Raw genomic sequence first — 15,547 nt, 5'->3', positions numbered from 1 at the left:
CAATGGAGAAGCCATGGAGGCGAGCTATTCGATCAGCCAAAGCGCACTGCCGTTCAGACATCCGCCATTTCGGTGAACGGAGGCAGCCGGCTCAGCATCGTCGTCCAGAGACTGGTTGCGTTGAAATTCCAGTCTCGCGGAGCCGCACGTCTTTCCGCCGGCATCCGTTGCAGCGCTTCAAGAAGCTCGAGTGCATCGATGCGCTTCTGGTCGACATAGTTGGCGCGCAGCATCACCGCATCGGTTCCGGACGCAAAGCCCGCGCGGGCAAAGATCGCGGCCCAGCTCCGTTCCTTGTAGAACAGGCTTGCCGCCGCATCGGCGGTGCGCGCCGCATCCGAGTGCGATAACAGATTCTGCTCCGTGAGGTGGCGCAGCGTCGCACGCAGATTGACGAGCGGCACCGTAAGCGGCGCATAGCCGAGTTCCCGTGGTGCATGCAGCAGTGCCACGTCCGAGTCGTCCACCGTCTCGCCGTCGATATACTGGCGAAAAACGGCACCGATCCCGACCATGCCGAAGGGGGCGCATTCGGCCGCCCGCAGGGCGCCCATGCTGGCGGCGCCGAGGACTGCGACACCCTGAGAGAGGGCGAATAGTATTTCCTTGTGCCAGACGGGAGCGACATATTCGAAATTCCCGTCGATCAGGCCGATGGCCGTGGCCCCTTCGTTGACGGCGCGGACGAGATCGCCCTGCGTGGCGGGCGGCCGGACGGCCAGTGCGTCGCCGGCAATTCTGGCCGCATCGGGGACGGTCGGGCCGACGAATAGGATTTTCATGCAGCAGTCCAAAGCGCTGCAGCAGCCGTTGCGCGCCTGATAGGACGCGCGGCGCTGCAGGTCTTAGCTGTGCAAGGGTTCGGCATGGCGGGCCGCCGACGGCACGGCCGACTGTTCCGCCTCGCCGGAATTTGCCATGGCGGCGACGAGGGCGATGATCTTCTTCCGCAAGACCGGATCGGCGATCTTCAGGAATGCCCTGTTGAGCGCGATCCCCTCCTTGGAGGCGACAAAGGAAGAGATTTCGTGCGACTCATGCACATCGGCCGCAGTTTCTCGCGCCTCTGGCTTCTCGTCCTGCTGGAAGAAGAAGCTCGGATGCACGCCGAGAATATCGGCGATCGCCTGCAACCGGCTCGCGCCGATGCGGTTCGTGCCCTTCTCGTATTTCTGCACCTGCTGGAATGTGATCCCGAGGCCGTCGGCGAGTTTTTCCTGGCTCATTCCGACCATCAATCTGCGCATTCTGACCCGCGAACCAACGAAGGTATCGATCGGATTTGGATTCTTCTTCATTAAACGATTCTCCTCGCGATCTCTCACTACAGTTATATGTAAGTCTGCTCGCATAAGCGAGCGGATGCAATCACTGCGCGCTAAATTCTATGGTTGAAACGGCGCTTTTGCGGCAAGGAGGAGTATTGGCCGCGTGTCGCTGCGAAATGAATCGCTACCCTGCAAGGCCGGACGCTGCCGAGGCAAGGGCGGCGAAGCCGAAAGCGATGAGGAGAAATCCGGAAAGACGCGAGGTCCAGGCGGAAAAACCGTCGGGCAGCCGGGTCTTGGCAAGGGCGACGCCGCCGCTCAGGAGGAACCACCAGCCGAGCGATCCGAGGAAGACACCGGCGACCAGGATCGCGGCGCTCCTTCCATCGCCGACGGCGGCAAGCCCGAGGCCCGCAAAGATCGCCGCGAAGGTCAGGATCGTGGTCGGGTTCGCCATCGTCAGCAGGAAGGTCGCGGTGGTGGTGTGCAGCAGATCGCGTGCACCAATCTCGGCCGCCGCCGCCATCGGCCGCGGCGTCAATCCTCGCCAGCCGAGCCAGAGCATGAAGACACCGCCGAAGACGCCGAGCGGCACCGAAAGCGTCGCGAGAAACGTCGCAAAGGCCGCAAAGCCGGCAGCCGCCATCATCGCATAGGTTGCATCGGCCAGCGCCGTGCCGAGACCGCCGGCGACGCCGGCCCAGAAGCCGCGCTCGAGCGTACGGCTGATGCACAGCGCGCCGATCGGACCGAGCGGTGCGGCAATGGCAAGGCCGAGGAGCAGCCCCTTCGCGAAGAGGAACAGGGTCATGATCTCACTCGCTTCGCCTCGTCGCCCGCGGGCAAGGTGACCGGACGTTCCGTGGCGGTGGAGAGCGCCAGGACAGTCTCGCTGCGGGCGAGATAGCGGCGCGCCTTCAGTTCCGCTAGAAACGGTTCGATGTCGCCGAGCGTCGGCATGCGCACCTTGGCGCAGTAGGACCAGGCGCCGGTCACGTGATGGCACTCGGCAACCGCCGGGTGGGAGGCGATGAAGCTGCGAAACTCGCTCTCGTCGGCATCGGTCGCCAGCGCGATCCAGACGAAGGCAAGCACGTCGAAGCCGAGGATCCGGTGATCGACCTCGAGCGTGAAGCGGCGGATGACGCCGCTCGTCACCAGGCGGCGGATGCGTTCGTTGACCGCCGAGGGCGAAAGGTCCACCGCGGCGCCGATGTCCGTCAGCGAGGCACGAGCGTCGTTGGCTAGGATTCCAATGATTTTTTTGTCTGTAATGTCCATTACAGAAAAATACATTGCAAGGCAGCTAATGTACAGAGAATATTTAAGGTGCTCCCCGCGGCAGATCGATGTCCTTCAGAGCATCGAGCGGCCCGGTCAGTGCCGTCCTCGGCGGCACGAGCACCGGCTCCACCAGATGGATGCGCGCCGCCGCCCGGGGTTGTTCGATCACCTCGAAGGCCTTGGCGATCATTCCTTCAACATCCTGCCGGATCATGATGACGGGAAAAGGGAGAAACGAGGCGAAAGGGTCGTAGTCGTAACAGCCGACGACGAGGTCGATGAAATTGTTATGCGGATGCTCGGCCATGAAGCGCAACAGGCCTTCGAAGTTGATCGACGAATTGACGAAGAGGCCGCGCGGCAGCTTGCCGTGCCGGGCGTAGAAGGCGTCAAAGGCCTTTCGCGCATTGTTCGCGGCATAGCCGGTCGGCTGGATGCATTCGTCCGGATCGTCGCCGAGGAGTTCCTTTTTCACGGCGCGGAAGCCGCGGATCCGCTCATGGCTCGCATGGTCGTTGCGGCCGCCGAAAAGGTAGAGATCGCGCGGCTGGAGCGGCCGGTCGGCGGGAAAGTGGCGGATGATCGCCTCGGTCAGCAGCCGGCCGCCTTCGAAATTGTCGCTGATGACGGACGGGACCTTCGTGCCCGGCAGGTCGATATTGATGTGCTTCAGGCCGGCCGCTTCGCAGACCTCGTGAACCCCGTCCGGATCCGTCGCGCCGCAGATGAACAATTCGTCGATCGAATAGGAGATCAGCGTCTCGGCGGTCTTGCGCTCCTCCTCCGGGTCGCGGCTGGCGCTGACGACGATCGGGCACTGGCCCTTGCTGCGCACATGCGCCTCGAAGGTCTGGGCGAGCGAGGAGAAGTAACGGTTGTCGTGCACCGGCAGGAGCAACCCGACGAGGCCCGAGCGCGAGCTGCGCAAACCGCGCGCCTGGCGGTTGGCGGTATACTGGTGGGTCTCGGCGAGGCTGCGAATGAGCTCGGCGGTGCTTTCCTTGATGCGCCGCTTGCGCCAGGTGCCGTTCAGCACGGCGCTCACCGTCGAAGGCGAGCTGCCCGAGAGCACCGAGAGATCGTAGATCGTCGCCTTCTTCTTGCCGCTGTTCGCCATCTGAGCCCCCTCGAATCTCTTAGAGCCGATTTCCGCTTGACGAAAGATTAAGTCTGCAGGATAGTCTCTGCACCATCGATTGTGCAAACAAGAAATATCGATTGCGCACGGCGTGGGTCGCCTGAGGAGGCGACGGTCAGCGGCGGGAAACTCGCTTCTCGTCAAGGAGGATTGAAACTGGAGGCCGGCGCGCAAGCGCCCGGGAGAGTTCCCGTTGCGGGAACCTGTGGAGGAGAGACATGATCAAGACATTTCTTGCTGCCGCTCTGGCGGCTTCGCTTTCGCTCGCCGGTGCCTTTTCCGTCGCGGCGCAGGATGCGCCGAAGGTCGGCGTAGTCGTCAAGATCGGCGGCATTCCGTGGTTCAACGCCATGGAAATGGGCATCAAGGAGCGCGGCCAGAAGCTCGGCCTCGACGCCTTCATGGTCGGTCCGACGAGCGCCGACCCGGCCCTGCAGGTTCGCGCCATCGAGGATCTGATCGCCCAGGGCGTCAAAGTGATCGGCGTCGTGCCTAACGATGCCAAGGTGCTGGAGCCGGTCCTCACCAAGGCGAAGGAGAAGGGCATCATCGTCATCACCCACGAATCGCCGAACCAAAAGGGGGCCGACTGGGACTTCGAGCTTGCCTCGTCCCAGGGCTTCGGCGAGGCGCACGGCAAGCTGCTGGCTGAGAAGATGGGCGGCAAGGGCGAGTATGCGGTCTTCGTCGGCTCGCTGACCGTGCCGCTGCACAATGCCTGGGCTGATGCGGCGATCGCCTATATCAAGAAGAACTACCCGGAGATGACCCTGGTCGGCGAGCGCTACGGCGTTGCCGAGGATGTCGACAAGAGCCGCTCGACGGCGCTTGACCTGATCTCCGCTCATCCGAACCTCAAAGGCTTCCTCGCCTTCGGCAGCCAGGGCCCGATCGGCGCCGGCCGTGCGATCGAGGAACGCCGCAAAGTGGGCGAGATCTTCGTTCTCGGGCCCTTCTCGCCCGGACAGGGCCAGAAGCTGGTGAAGTCCGACGCGATCTCCGGCGGCTTCATGTGGAATCCGAAGCAGGCGGGCGAAGTCTTCGTGACGATGGCCGATAAGTTGCTCAAGGGCGAGGAGATCAAGGACGGCGACGAGATCGAAGGCCTGGGCGTCGTCCATCCGGACTTCCAGAACCGCAACATCATCGTCGACCAGCTGGTACCGATCAACAAGGACACCGTCGCCGACCTCGCCGCGATGGGTCTCTGACGGTGTTTCCAGGCGGGATGCGCGCCGTGCATCCCGCCCTACAGCACCGTACATCCTACGAGACGCGTAAAGGTCGCTGTAGCACTTTGAATTGCTGCATGTCTTTGTCCTTAAATCGGGATCGATCCAAGGAGACATGCAATCGGGTTCTCCCGGCTGCTGGGCCGGCTCCGGCCGGCCTGGCAAGTCTCGTGAAACGAAGTTCGACAGGCGCAGGGTCCATGCATCAGGCAACGAGCGCGACGGTCGGTGAAAAGCCGCTTCTGTCCCTTCGCAACATCACCATGACCTTCGGCGGCGTCAAGGCGCTGAAGAATGTAACGTTCGAGGTCCGCCCCGGCGAAGTGCATTGTCTCGCAGGCGAGAACGGCTGCGGCAAGACCACGCTCATCAAGGTGATCACCGGCGTCTACCGCCCGGCGGACGGCGCTGTCATCGAATATGACGGCGAGACCTATTCGCACATGTCGCCGGTTACCGCCCAGGACCGCGGCATCAAGGTCATCTGGCAGGACCTGGCGCTGTTTCCGGAAATGAGCGTCGCCGAGAATATCGCCTTCCACGAAGTGGTCGGCCGCCGGCCGCGCCTGGTCGACTACGGCCGCATGCGGCAGATCGCCACCGACGCGCTCGCTCGGCTCGGCGTCAGTCTCGACGTCGACATGCCGCTGAAGGAATATGCAATCGCCCAGCGCCAGATCGTGGCGATCGCCCGGGCACTGATCGGCGAGGCGAAGCTCGTCTTCATGGACGAGCCGACCGCATCGCTGACGCAGTCGGAGACCGATCACCTCCTCGATATCGTTCGCAACCTCTCTGCTTCCGGTGTCGCCGTCGTCTTCGTCAGCCACCGGCTCGCCGAGGTGCTGGAGATTTCAAGCCGCATCACGGTGCTGCGCGACGGGGCGCTGGTCGGGGTCTATCCCGCCGCCGGCATGACGCAGTCGCGCATCACCGAACTGATGACCGGCAAGATCTTCGACCAGCATGTCCGCGCACGCGCGAAGGACGATCAGCCGGTGGTGCTTGATGTTCGGGGGCTGACCCGGCCCGGCCAGTTCGAGGACATTTCGCTCACAGTCCGGCGCGGCGAAACGGTCGGCATTACCGGGCTGCTGGGGGCCGGGCGGACCGAGCTGGCGCTCGCCCTCTTCGGCATGCTGAGGCCCGTCTCCGGCACGATCAGCATCGAGGGGCGGGACGTTCGCTTCACCTCGAACCGCGATGCGATCAAGGCTGGCGTCGCCTATCTCTCGGAGGACCGGCTGTCGCTCGGGCTCATCCAGCCGCAGGCGATCGCCGACAATCTGGTGATCGCCTCGTTGCGAAAGATCCTTTCCGGCGGGCTGCTCTCCGAGGACCGCAAGCGCAGCCTCGTTTCGCGCTGGATCGCCGATCTTGGCGTCAAGATCGGCCGCCAGGCCGATGCAATATCGACGCTCTCGGGCGGCAACCAGCAGCGTGTGGCGATCGCCAAATGGCTCGCCACGGATCCGAAGGTCCTCATTCTCGACTGCCCCACGGTTGGTGTCGATGTCGGCGCCCGCGCCGGCATCTTCGACATCGTGGCCAGCCTCGCCGAGAGCGGCCTAGCAATCATCCTGATCTCCGACGAGGTGCCGGAAGTCTATTTCAACGCAGACCGCGTCCTGCATATGGCGCAGGGGCGGATCGTCGGCAGCTATGATCCGCGCCAGGCGCGGCTGGAAGACATCGAGGCGGCCGTCTATGCGTAGCCTGATCCGCACTCACGCGACCGAATTCTCGCTGCTGGCAGTGATCATTGTCATCAGCACCGTGCTTTCCTTCGCCACGGCGAACTTCTTCTCGCTCGGCAACGCCTTCGACCTCCTCAATATCAGCGCGGTCAACATCATCTTCGCCGTCGGCCTGCTGGTCGTGCTAATTGCCGGCGGCATCGACATCTCCTTTGCCGTCTCCGCTTCGGTCGTGCAATATTGCACCGCGATCGTGCTCGGCTGGATCGGCGGCGGCGGCTGGGTCTCCGGGCTTCTGATCGCCGCCTCGTTCGGCGTGCTGCTCGGCTGCGTCAACGCCTTCCTGATCCACCGCTTCCGGATCATCTCAATCGTCGCGACGATCTCCACGTTCAACATCTATTTCGGGCTGCTGATGTTCTTCACCCGGGGCGTGTCGATCTACGACCTGCCCGACTGGCTGACCGACCGTGTCATCCTCTTCGAGCATGAAATGCCGGACGGGACCTGGATCGAGATCACGCTGCCGGTTCTCGTGATGGTGATCTGTGTCGTAGCCACCTGGATGCTGATCACCCGCACCACGATCGGCCGGCAGCTCTACGCCTTCGGCGACAACCCGGAGGGCGCGCGCCGCTTCGGCATCAACATAGGCGCGATGCAGTTCATCGCCTTCGGCTGGCTCGGCCTGATGGCCGGCATCGGCGGGCTGATCCAGGCGCATTATGCCCAGGAGGTGGTGCCGAACGCGCTTTACGGCCGCGAACTCGACGTGCTTGCTGCGGTCGTCCTCGGCGGCGCTCGCCTCGGCGGCGGCAAGGGTTCGGTGCTCGGCTGCGTGCTCGGCGTTCTCCTGATCTCCATCACCCAGAACGGCCTCAACCTGATGGGCGTCTCACCCTTTGCCTTCAAGATGATCGTCGGCGCCATCATCCTGCTCGCCATCACGCTTTCCAATACGCGCATCGAACGTCTGGTGCCCTTCGTCGGCCAGAAGGGAGGGGGACGATGAGCACAATCCTCGAGCGCGTCAAAACGGCCCTCGGGCCGGAGATGGCCGGACCCGGCCTCGCCTTCGTCGCCGTCGTCCTTGTCTTCGGACTTGCCTCGCCGCAGTTCCTGAGTGCCGCAACCTTCGGCTCCGTCGCTTTCCAACTGCCCGAACTCGGCCTGCTGACGCTTGCCATGCTGCTGCCGATCCTCACCGGCGGCCTCAATCTGGCGATCACCTTCACGGCGAATATCGCCGGGCTTACGGTCGCCTGGGTCCTCAGGGAGAATGGCGGCGTCGATGCTGGCGTCGGCATCTTCATCGTCGGCTGTCTACTGGCGCTTCTGGTCGGCGCGGCAAGCGGCGTCGTCATGGGGCTGGTGATCGCCTTCACCCGCGCCCATCCGATCCTCGTGTCGCTGTCGATGATGATTTTCCTGCGCGGGCTCGGCGAGTTCCTGACGCGTGGCGGCGACATTTCCGGGTTCCCCGCCTTCATGGGACCGATTGGCCATGGTTCGATCGCCGGCATCCCCGTACCGCTCATCGTCTTCATTGTCTGCGTGCTCGGCTGGCACGTGCTGCTCGGCCGCACCAAGCTCGGCTTCAATACCTACATGATCGGCTCCAATCTCGAGGCGACCCGCTATTCCGGCATCAATACGCGCAAGGCGATCGTCCTCGTCTACACGCTCTCCGGGATGATGTGCGCCATTGCCGGCATCATCATGCTGGCACGGTTCAATTCGGTGCGCATCGGTCACGGCGAGTCCTACCTGCTGATCACCGTGCTTGCCTGCTTCCTCGGCGGCGTCAATCCGTTCGGCGGCTTCGGCCGGGTCATTCCCGTCTTCGTGGCGCTGGTGGTGCTGCAGCTTCTATCGTCCGGCCTCAATCTCATAGGGGCCAACCAGCATCTTGCGACCGCCGTCTGGGGAATCCTGCTCGTCGGCGTGATGATCCTTCGCTGGGTCGCTTCGAAAATCAGGGTTTCCATCATCAGAAGAGGATCATGACCATGCAGGGATTTGGCGTCCATACGAGCATGTGGACCATGAACTGGGACCGTCCGGGTGCGGAGCGGGCGGTGGCAGCCGCCGTCAAATACGAGGTCGATTTCATCGAGATCCCGATGCTGAACCCGCCGGCCGTCGATACGGAACATACCCGTGCGCTGCTCGAGAAAAACCGGCTGCGGGCGCTCTGCTCGCTCGGCCTGCCCGAGCGCGCCTGGGCCTCGGTGCGGCCGGATGCGGCGATCGAGCATCTGAAGGTCGCGATCGACAAGACCGCGGAGCTCGGCGGCGAGGCGCTTTCCGGAGTCATCTATGGCGGCATCGGCGAGCGCACCGGCGTGCCGCCGACGCTCGCGGAATACGACAATATCGCCCGGGTGCTCGAGGCCGCCGCCAAGCACGCCAAGTCGCGCGGCATCGAAATCGGCGTCGAGGCCGTCAACCGCTATGAGAACCACCTGATCAATACCGGCTGGCAGGCAGTGAAGATGATCGAGCGCGTCGGTGCCGACAACATTTTCGTCCATCTCGACACCTACCACATGAACATCGAGGAGAAGGGCGTCGGCAAGGGCATTCTCGATGCACGCGAGCATCTGAAATATATTCACCTGTCGGAGAGCGACCGCGGCACGCCCGGCTCCGGCACCTGCGGCTGGGATGAAATCTTCTCGACGCTTGCCGCCATCGGCTTCACGGGCGGTCTCGCCATGGAGAGCTTCATCAACATGCCGCCGGAAGTGGCCTACGGCCTTGCGGTCTGGCGGCCGGTCGCCAAGGATGAGGAGGAAGTGATGGGCAATGGCCTGCCCTTCCTGCGCAACAAGGCCAGGCAATATGGGCTGATCTGAAGACCTCAACAGGCGGCCAGGTTCTGTTGGCCGCCTGTTGCTCCAGAGCAATAGGAAGTGGAGGCAGCGGTGAGCGATCGAGGAAGTGCAAAGGCGATGATCGCCGTCCTCGACGTCGGCAAGACCAATGTTAAGCTCAGCGCCGCCCAGGCGGACGGCACGATCGTCGAGACCCTCAGCGTCCCAAACCCCGTTCTGCCCGGACCGCCCTGGCGCCATCACGATCTGAATGCCTTAAGCGATTGGATCTTCGAGACGCTGGCGATCCTCTCGCGCCGCCATGCCTTCGACGCCTTCGTCACCTCCGGACATGGCTCCGGCGGTGTGCTGACCGGCGCGGATCCGGATGCCGGCGACGGCGCAGCACTTCCGATGGTCGACTATGAGCAGCCATTGCCGGTCGACATCCGCGACGGCTATGCACCGCTCGCCGGCAGCTTTCTCGACCGCGGCAGTGCGACCATGCATGGCGCGACGCACCAGGCCCGCCAGCTCTATTGGATGGAGCAGCGGGAGCCGGGCGGGTTCGGAAAAGCGCGTTGGTATCTCGGCCTGCCGCAATATTGGGCCTGGCGGCTTTCCGGTGTAGCCGCCTCGGAAGCGAGTTTCCTCGGCGCCCAGTCGCATCTCTGGAATGTCGCGGAAGGGCGCTGGGCGCCGATCGTCAGCACCCGCGGCTGGCAGCGCCTGATGCCGCCCTTCGCCAAGGCCTGGCAGGCGCTGGGGCCCCTCCGTTCCGAACTTGCCCGCCGCTTCGATCTGCCGGAAGGACTGCCCGTGCTGACGGGCGGCCATGACAGCAGCCTCAATCACTATCGCTACCACGCCGCGGGGCTGCGGGATTTCACGGTCATCTCGACGGGGACCTGGATCGTCGGTTTTTCCGGTTCGACGGCGGTCGAGCGGCTCGACGAACATCGCGGCATGACCTTGAACAGCGATGTTTTCGGCAATCCGCTCGGCGGCATTCTGACCATGGGAGGGCGGGAATTCTCGCAGATCGCCGGCAGCGATCCGCCGGCCGAGCCTGTGCCGCCCGAAACCGTTGCACGTCTGATAGCGCAGCGCACCTTCGCCGTTCCCTCCTTCGGAGAGGGGGATGGCATTTTTCCCGGCAGCGCCGGACGCGGCCAAATCCTGGGTCCGCCGGTCGCGGAGCCGATGGAACGGAAGGCCCTGGCGCTCCTTTGTTGCGCGCTGTTGACTGCGGAGTGCATCGACATGCTTTCAGATGATCGCCTCGTCGTCCTCGATGGAAGTTTTCTGCGCGATCCGCTCTATGCGGGGCTCGTGGCATCCTTGCTTCCCGACCGCAAGGTGCGCATCAACCTCGATGCCTATGGCGTCGCCGCCGGTGCGGCGCTGCTTGCCGGCCAGGAGTGGCGCCGGCATCCGGCGCCACTTGCCCTCGGGGAGCCGACAAATCTCAAGCAACTCACACCCGAGCTCATATGTTACGCCGCCGATTGGCGGGCCCTTGCCTGCGCAGCGCCGGGCAAGCGAAATGAAGTCGAACACGCGAAAGGAAGCTTCCATGGCTGAAGACCCGACGACCGACAAGCTGGCACTGAGGCGCGAGATGGTGGACATCTGCCGGCGGATGAATTCGAGCGGCATCAACCAGGGAACGGCCGGCAATCTTTCCGTTCGTGCCGGCGAGGGGTTCCTGATCACCCCATCTTCCATGCCTTACGAGACGATGCAGCCGGAAGATCTGGTCGAGATGGATTTCGATGGAACCTATGTCGGCCATAGGCCGTCGTCCGAATGGCGGTTCCATCGTGATATTCTGCGCGCCCGCACCGATATCAACGTCGTGCTCCATTGTCACTCGATCTATGCAACGACGCTCGCCTGCCACCACAAGACCATTCCGAGTTTTCATTACATGACGGGCATTGCCGGCGGCACGACGATCCGCTGCGCCGAATACGCGACCTTCGGCACGCAGGCGCTTTCCGACAACGCGCTTGCCGCACTCAAGGACCGGACCGCCTGCCTGCTTGGCCAGCATGGCCAGATTTCGCTCGGCAAGACGCTCGAATTGGCGCTCTGGCTTGCGATCGAGGTCGAGACGCTGTCGCGGATCTATGTCCAGGCTCTCACCCTTGGCGAACCGCCGATCCTGCCTGACGACGAGATGGAGCGCGTCATCGCCCAGATGCAGCGCATGAGCTACGGCCAGGCGCCGGATGCGGACGGGGTGAACGACATCGCCCGCCCGCGCGGCGAGGCGTGAATTCTTTCGATCAATCGTAGAGACACCCGACAAGGCGGCAGCCAGTTCACTCGACTCCTTCGGGGGACCCGCCTCTGCCAAGTATCAAATTATCAATTGCACAATGTGTGTGAAGGGCGTCATCGCCCATTTGCCGCTGTCATCCTTCGTCGTTCTGTAGATGATGAAGTCTCGACCGACGGTGAACTTTCCGTGCATGGTGATTTCATTGCCGGTTGAGAGAACTGCTCGAAGTTCGTTTGCATGACGCAGCTCGATTTGATCACTGATCAAATCGGCCAGGACTTGATTTAAAATTTCCGGTTTCTCAGACATCCGAAGCCCCAACTGTTGCCGCAGGCAGGCTGATGATGGGGCCATATTCCGACACGGTAGGCAAGGGCCACCAGCGATCTCTCGGATATCGGCTGCGCGAACGGACTCATGTCCAAAATTGCGCAGCGGTTTGGGTAATGACATGCATAAAGCGCATCGCGTGCAGTAAGCAACGCGTGCTTTAGTTATCCGGAACGATTGCCGGTCTGACGGGTGGGGGCTCCTGAACGCCCGGATCGAGTGCGAGAATACTGACCACAAGAGCGATGAGGATGCAGATAAGCACGAGGAAGGCCATGCCTGCTTTGTCGGTGCGCTTCGGCATGTCCTATATGGAATGGCGAATGTGAGAAATTCGAGGCAAATGCCCAGAGATCGGGCCGGCTCTGCACCTTTGCGCTGAACCAAGGAATCGCCTCCGCCTTACCTCCAGCGCTGGACAGTAGACGGGCATCTACGCCTTTCGCCATCAAAGCATGGTTGCGCCGCTTGCCCACCTTCTTCTTTTGCAATTCGTGCTTGGCCGCCCGGCTCTTTGGAAGGAAATTAGCCGGCAGCGATGTTATCGTTCGCGAGAGGCCCGCATAGCGGTAACATATGCCGGCCTGTTCGTCGGTGAGGAGATCGTCGGCGGGCGTCGGGAGGAGAACGGAATGTTTGAAGCTGGATTGAACTTCGCCCTGGGCGAAGAGATCGACGCGTTGCGCGACAGCGTGCGGCGGTTCGCCTCCGAGCGGATTGCGCCGCTGGCGGATGAAATGGATCGCAGCAACGCCTTTCCGGCGCCGCTCTGGCGGGAGATGGGCGAACTCGGCCTGCTCGGCATCACCGCCGACGAGGCCTATGGCGGCGCCGGGCTCGGCTATCTCGCCCATTGCGTCGCCATGGAGGAGATCAGCCGCGCCTCGGCCTCGGTCGGCCTGAGCTACGGCGCCCATTCCAATCTCTGCGTCAATCAGATCAATCGCAACGGCAACGCCGAGCAAAAGGCGAAATACCTGCCGAAGCTGATCTCTGGCGAGCATGTCGGGGCGCTCGCCATGTCGGAGCCGGGCTCCGGTTCGGACGTGGTCTCGATGAAGCTCAAGGCCGACAAGCGCGGCGACCGCTACGTCTTGAACGGCAGCAAGATGTGGATCACCAACGGCCCCGATGCCGATGTGCTGGTCGTCTATGCCAAGACCGATCCTGCCGCCGGGCCGCGCGGCATCACCGCCTTTCTCGTCGAGAAGGCCTTCTCCGGCTTCTCGACCGGTCAGAAGCTCGACAAGCTCGGCATGCGCGGCTCGAACACCTGCGAACTTGTCTTCAAGGATTGCGAGGTGCCTGAAGAAAATGTGCTCGGCAAGGTCGGCGAGGGCGTCAAGGTGCTGATGTCGGGCCTCGACTACGAGAGGGTGGTGCTTTCCGCCGGGCCGCTCGGCATCATGGCGGCTTGCCTCGATGTCGTCGTCCCCTATCTCCATGAGCGCAAGCAGTTCGGCCAGCCGATCGGCGAATTCCAACTGATGCAGGGGAAGCTTGCCGACATGTATGTGACGATGAATGCGGCGCGCGCCTATGTCTATGCAGTGGCGGCGGCCTGCGACCGCGGCGAGACGGCCCGCAAGGACGCTGCCGGCTGCATTCTCTATGCGGCCGAGAAGGCAACCGCCATGGCGCTCGAGGCGATCCAGGCGCTCGGGGGCAACGGCTACACCAACGACTATCCGGCCGGCCGGCTGCTGCGCGACGCCAAGCTCTACGAGATCGGCGCCGGCACGAGCGAGATCCGCCGCATGCTGATCGGCCGCGAACTGTTTGCCGAGACGAAATAGCCACTACGGCGCCGTGCGTCCTTCAGGCGTACAGAGGACGCTATAGACCGAGGGGCGCCGCTTGACTGAGGAAGGGCAGGGCTGGGGGACAATGACAATCTTGCGATCGCACATCTCGCCATCCTCGGATGTGTTCAAGGCAAACCGGGCCGCCATGGCGGAGGCGATCTCGACGATAGAGGAAGCGGTGCGGCTGGCGGCCGGCGGCGGCGGAGAAACGGCGCGCGAGCGCCATGTCAGCCGCGGCAAGCTCCTGCCGCGCGACCGGGTCGCTGCCCTCGTCGATCCGGGCACGCCCTTTCTGGAAATCGCGGCCACGGCTGCACACGGGATGTATAACGGCGACGCGCCCGGCGCCGGGCTGATTGCCGGCATGGGGCGGATCTCCGGCCGCGAATGCATGGTCGTCTGCAACGACCCGACCGTCAAAGGCGGCACCTATTATCCGATCACGGTGAAGAAGCATCTGAGGGCCCAGGAGATCGCCGCCGAAAACCGGCTTCCCTGCGTCTATCTGGTCGATTCCGGCGGCGCGAACCTGCCGAGCCAGGACGAGGTCTTCCCGGATCGCGATCACTTCGGCCGCATCTTCTACAATCAGGCCAATATGTCGGCGGCCGGGATTCCGCAGATCGCCGTGGTCATGGGCTCCTGCACGGCCGGCGGCGCCTATGTGCCGGCGATGTCCGACGAGACGATCATCGTCGAGGGCCAGGGGACGATCTTTCTCGCCGGCCCGCCGCTGGTCCGTGCCGCGACCGGAGAGGTGGTGTCGGCCGAGGATCTCGGCGGCGCCGACGTGCACACCCGGCTCTCCGGCGTTGCCGACCACCTGGCGCGCGACGACGCGCACGCGCTGGCGCTCGCCCGCCGCGCCGTCGCGGGGCTCAACCGCGAGAAGCCGCATTCCGTCGAACTTCGCGTACCGGAACCGCCGCTCTACGATCCCGACGAGATCGCCGGCATCGTACCGGGCGATCTGAAGACGCCCTATGAAATCCGCGAGGTGATCGCCCGGATCGTCGACGGCTCGCGCTTCGACGAGTTCAAGGCGCGTTTCGGCACGACGCTCGTCTGCGGTTTTGCCCATGTCCACGGCATCCCGGTCGGCATCGTCGCCAACAACGGCGTGCTGTTCTCCGAATCGGCGCTGAAGGGTGCTCATTTCGTCGAGCTCTGCGCCCAGCGCAAAATCCCGCTCGTCTTTTTGCAGAACATCACCGGCTTCATGGTCGGCCGCAAATACGAGACCGAGGGCATTGCCAAGCACGGCGCCAAGCTGGTGACGGCGGTCGCGACCGTCAAGGTTCCGAAAATCACCATGCTGGTCGGCGGCTCGTTCGGGGCCGGCAATTACGGCATGTGCGGCCGGGCCTTCTCTCCGCGCTTTCTCTGGACCTGGCCGAACAGCCGCATCTCGGTGATGGGCGGTGAGCAGGCGGCGGGCGTGCTTTCGACTGTGCGCGGCGAGGCGCTGAGGCGCGCCGGAACGCCCTGGAACGAAGAGGAGGAAGCACGATTTCGCCAGCCGGTTCTCGATCTTTTCGAGCGGCAGAGCCATCCGCTCTATGCCTCGGCGCGTCTGTGGGACGACGGCGTCGTCGATCCGCGCAAGAGCCGGGAGGTGCTGGCGCTGTCGCTCTCGGCAGCGCTGAACGCGCCGGTCGAGGACACGCGTTTCGGGCTGTTCAGGATGTAG

At 63.6% G+C, this 15,547-nt stretch carries 15 protein-coding genes; 9 read left to right on the top strand and 6 right to left on the bottom strand.

Annotated features, from left to right (window positions below):
- Positions 1-53: 53 nt before the first annotated feature.
- From NXT3_RS29545 to NXT3_RS29525, 5 genes are all read right to left on the bottom strand, one after another.
- Positions 54-782, bottom strand: a complete 729-nt coding sequence (locus NXT3_RS29545; protein ID WP_097524486.1) for a TfuA-like protein — start codon at positions 780-782, stop codon at positions 54-56.
- 63 nt (positions 783-845) lie between these two features.
- Positions 846-1,298 carry a helix-turn-helix domain-containing protein gene (locus tag NXT3_RS29540; protein ID WP_037416631.1) on the bottom strand — a complete coding sequence of 151 codons (453 nt, stop codon included), beginning with the start codon at positions 1,296-1,298 and terminating at the stop codon, positions 846-848.
- Positions 1,299-1,452: 154 nt separating this feature from the next.
- Positions 1,453-2,079, bottom strand: coding sequence for a LysE family translocator (locus NXT3_RS29535; RefSeq protein ID WP_097538745.1), 627 nt, complete (start codon positions 2,077-2,079; stop codon positions 1,453-1,455).
- Positions 2,076-2,564, bottom strand: a complete 489-nt coding sequence (locus NXT3_RS29530) for an Lrp/AsnC family transcriptional regulator (RefSeq protein WP_083541736.1) — start codon at positions 2,562-2,564, stop codon at positions 2,076-2,078. The genes NXT3_RS29535 and NXT3_RS29530 overlap by 4 nt, the downstream gene beginning before the upstream one ends.
- Before the next feature lie 28 nt (positions 2,565-2,592).
- The gene (locus NXT3_RS29525; protein ID WP_097524488.1) at positions 2,593-3,669 is read right to left on the bottom strand and encodes a LacI family DNA-binding transcriptional regulator; all 1,077 of its coding nucleotides are present in this window, start codon (positions 3,667-3,669) and stop codon (positions 2,593-2,595) included.
- A 239-nt stretch (positions 3,670-3,908) separates the two neighbouring features.
- On the opposite strand from NXT3_RS29525, the gene NXT3_RS29520 reads away from it, so the two are divergent.
- From NXT3_RS29520 to NXT3_RS29490, 7 genes are all read left to right on the top strand, one after another.
- Entirely contained in the window at positions 3,909-4,901 is a 993-nt protein-coding gene (locus tag NXT3_RS29520) for an autoinducer 2 ABC transporter substrate-binding protein (protein ID WP_083853938.1), read from the top strand.
- Between the two features lie 221 nt (positions 4,902-5,122).
- Entirely contained in the window at positions 5,123-6,637 is a 1,515-nt protein-coding gene (locus NXT3_RS29515; protein ID WP_104841435.1) for a sugar ABC transporter ATP-binding protein, read from the top strand.
- Complete coding sequence (locus NXT3_RS29510) at positions 6,630-7,631, top strand: ABC transporter permease (RefSeq protein WP_097524489.1); 1,002 nt, start codon at positions 6,630-6,632, stop codon at positions 7,629-7,631. Before NXT3_RS29515 ends, NXT3_RS29510 begins: the two co-directional genes overlap by 8 nt.
- Positions 7,628-8,626, top strand: a complete 999-nt coding sequence (locus NXT3_RS29505) for an ABC transporter permease (protein WP_097524490.1) — start codon at positions 7,628-7,630, stop codon at positions 8,624-8,626. Before NXT3_RS29510 ends, NXT3_RS29505 begins: the two co-directional genes overlap by 4 nt.
- Positions 8,627-8,628: 2 nt before the next feature.
- Entirely contained in the window at positions 8,629-9,477 is an 849-nt protein-coding gene (locus tag NXT3_RS29500) for a sugar phosphate isomerase/epimerase family protein (RefSeq protein WP_104841434.1), read from the top strand.
- Positions 9,478-9,546: 69 nt separating this feature from the next.
- A complete protein-coding gene (locus tag NXT3_RS29495; protein ID WP_234828213.1) occupies positions 9,547-11,019 on the top strand; it encodes an FGGY family carbohydrate kinase in 1,473 nt (490 codons plus the stop codon).
- The gene (locus NXT3_RS29490; RefSeq protein WP_037416656.1) at positions 11,012-11,716 is read left to right on the top strand and encodes a class II aldolase/adducin family protein; all 705 of its coding nucleotides are present in this window, start codon (positions 11,012-11,014) and stop codon (positions 11,714-11,716) included. Before NXT3_RS29495 ends, NXT3_RS29490 begins: the two co-directional genes overlap by 8 nt.
- A gap of 84 nt (positions 11,717-11,800) precedes the next feature.
- Here NXT3_RS29490 and NXT3_RS29485 read toward each other — a convergent pair whose 3' ends face one another.
- The gene (locus NXT3_RS29485; protein WP_037416716.1) at positions 11,801-12,031 is read right to left on the bottom strand and encodes a hypothetical protein; all 231 of its coding nucleotides are present in this window, start codon (positions 12,029-12,031) and stop codon (positions 11,801-11,803) included.
- Positions 12,032-12,684: 653 nt separating this feature from the next.
- Here NXT3_RS29485 and NXT3_RS29480 point away from each other — a divergent pair.
- Positions 12,685-13,848 carry an isovaleryl-CoA dehydrogenase gene (locus tag NXT3_RS29480; RefSeq protein ID WP_104841433.1) on the top strand — a complete coding sequence of 388 codons (1,164 nt, stop codon included), beginning with the start codon at positions 12,685-12,687 and terminating at the stop codon, positions 13,846-13,848.
- Between the two features lie 91 nt (positions 13,849-13,939).
- The gene (locus tag NXT3_RS29475) at positions 13,940-15,547 is read left to right on the top strand and encodes a carboxyl transferase domain-containing protein (RefSeq protein WP_097524494.1); all 1,608 of its coding nucleotides are present in this window, start codon (positions 13,940-13,942) and stop codon (positions 15,545-15,547) included.

Source organism: Sinorhizobium fredii (assembly GCF_002944405.1).
Lineage (GTDB): Bacteria > Pseudomonadota > Alphaproteobacteria > Rhizobiales > Rhizobiaceae > Sinorhizobium > Sinorhizobium fredii_C.
This window is presented reverse-complemented; position numbering and strand designations above follow the sequence as displayed.

What these genes read in the sequence shown, in the direction of transcription:
- NXT3_RS29545 (WP_097524486.1), bottom strand. Translation starts at nt 782, where the DNA reads ATGAAAATCCTATTCGTCGGCCCGACCGTCCCCGATGCGGCCAGAATT.
- NXT3_RS29540 (WP_037416631.1), bottom strand. Translation starts at nt 1,298, where the DNA reads ATGAAGAAGAATCCAAATCCGATCGATACCTTCGTTGGTTCGCGGGTC.
- NXT3_RS29535 (WP_097538745.1), bottom strand. Translation starts at nt 2,079, where the DNA reads ATGACCCTGTTCCTCTTCGCGAAGGGGCTGCTCCTCGGCCTTGCCATT.
- NXT3_RS29530 (WP_083541736.1), bottom strand. Translation starts at nt 2,564, where the DNA reads ATGTATTTTTCTGTAATGGACATTACAGACAAAAAAATCATTGGAATC.
- NXT3_RS29525 (WP_097524488.1), bottom strand. Translation starts at nt 3,669, where the DNA reads ATGGCGAACAGCGGCAAGAAGAAGGCGACGATCTACGATCTCTCGGTG.
- NXT3_RS29520 (WP_083853938.1), top strand. Translation starts at nt 3,909, where the DNA reads ATGATCAAGACATTTCTTGCTGCCGCTCTGGCGGCTTCGCTTTCGCTC.
- NXT3_RS29515 (WP_104841435.1), top strand. Translation starts at nt 5,123, where the DNA reads ATGCATCAGGCAACGAGCGCGACGGTCGGTGAAAAGCCGCTTCTGTCC.
- NXT3_RS29510 (WP_097524489.1), top strand. Translation starts at nt 6,630, where the DNA reads ATGCGTAGCCTGATCCGCACTCACGCGACCGAATTCTCGCTGCTGGCA.
- NXT3_RS29505 (WP_097524490.1), top strand. Translation starts at nt 7,628, where the DNA reads ATGAGCACAATCCTCGAGCGCGTCAAAACGGCCCTCGGGCCGGAGATG.
- NXT3_RS29500 (WP_104841434.1), top strand. Translation starts at nt 8,629, where the DNA reads ATGCAGGGATTTGGCGTCCATACGAGCATGTGGACCATGAACTGGGAC.
- NXT3_RS29490 (WP_037416656.1), top strand. Translation starts at nt 11,012, where the DNA reads ATGGCTGAAGACCCGACGACCGACAAGCTGGCACTGAGGCGCGAGATG.
- NXT3_RS29485 (WP_037416716.1), bottom strand. Translation starts at nt 12,031, where the DNA reads ATGTCTGAGAAACCGGAAATTTTAAATCAAGTCCTGGCCGATTTGATC.
- NXT3_RS29480 (WP_104841433.1), top strand. Translation starts at nt 12,685, where the DNA reads ATGTTTGAAGCTGGATTGAACTTCGCCCTGGGCGAAGAGATCGACGCG.
- NXT3_RS29475 (WP_097524494.1), top strand. Translation starts at nt 13,940, where the DNA reads ATGACAATCTTGCGATCGCACATCTCGCCATCCTCGGATGTGTTCAAG.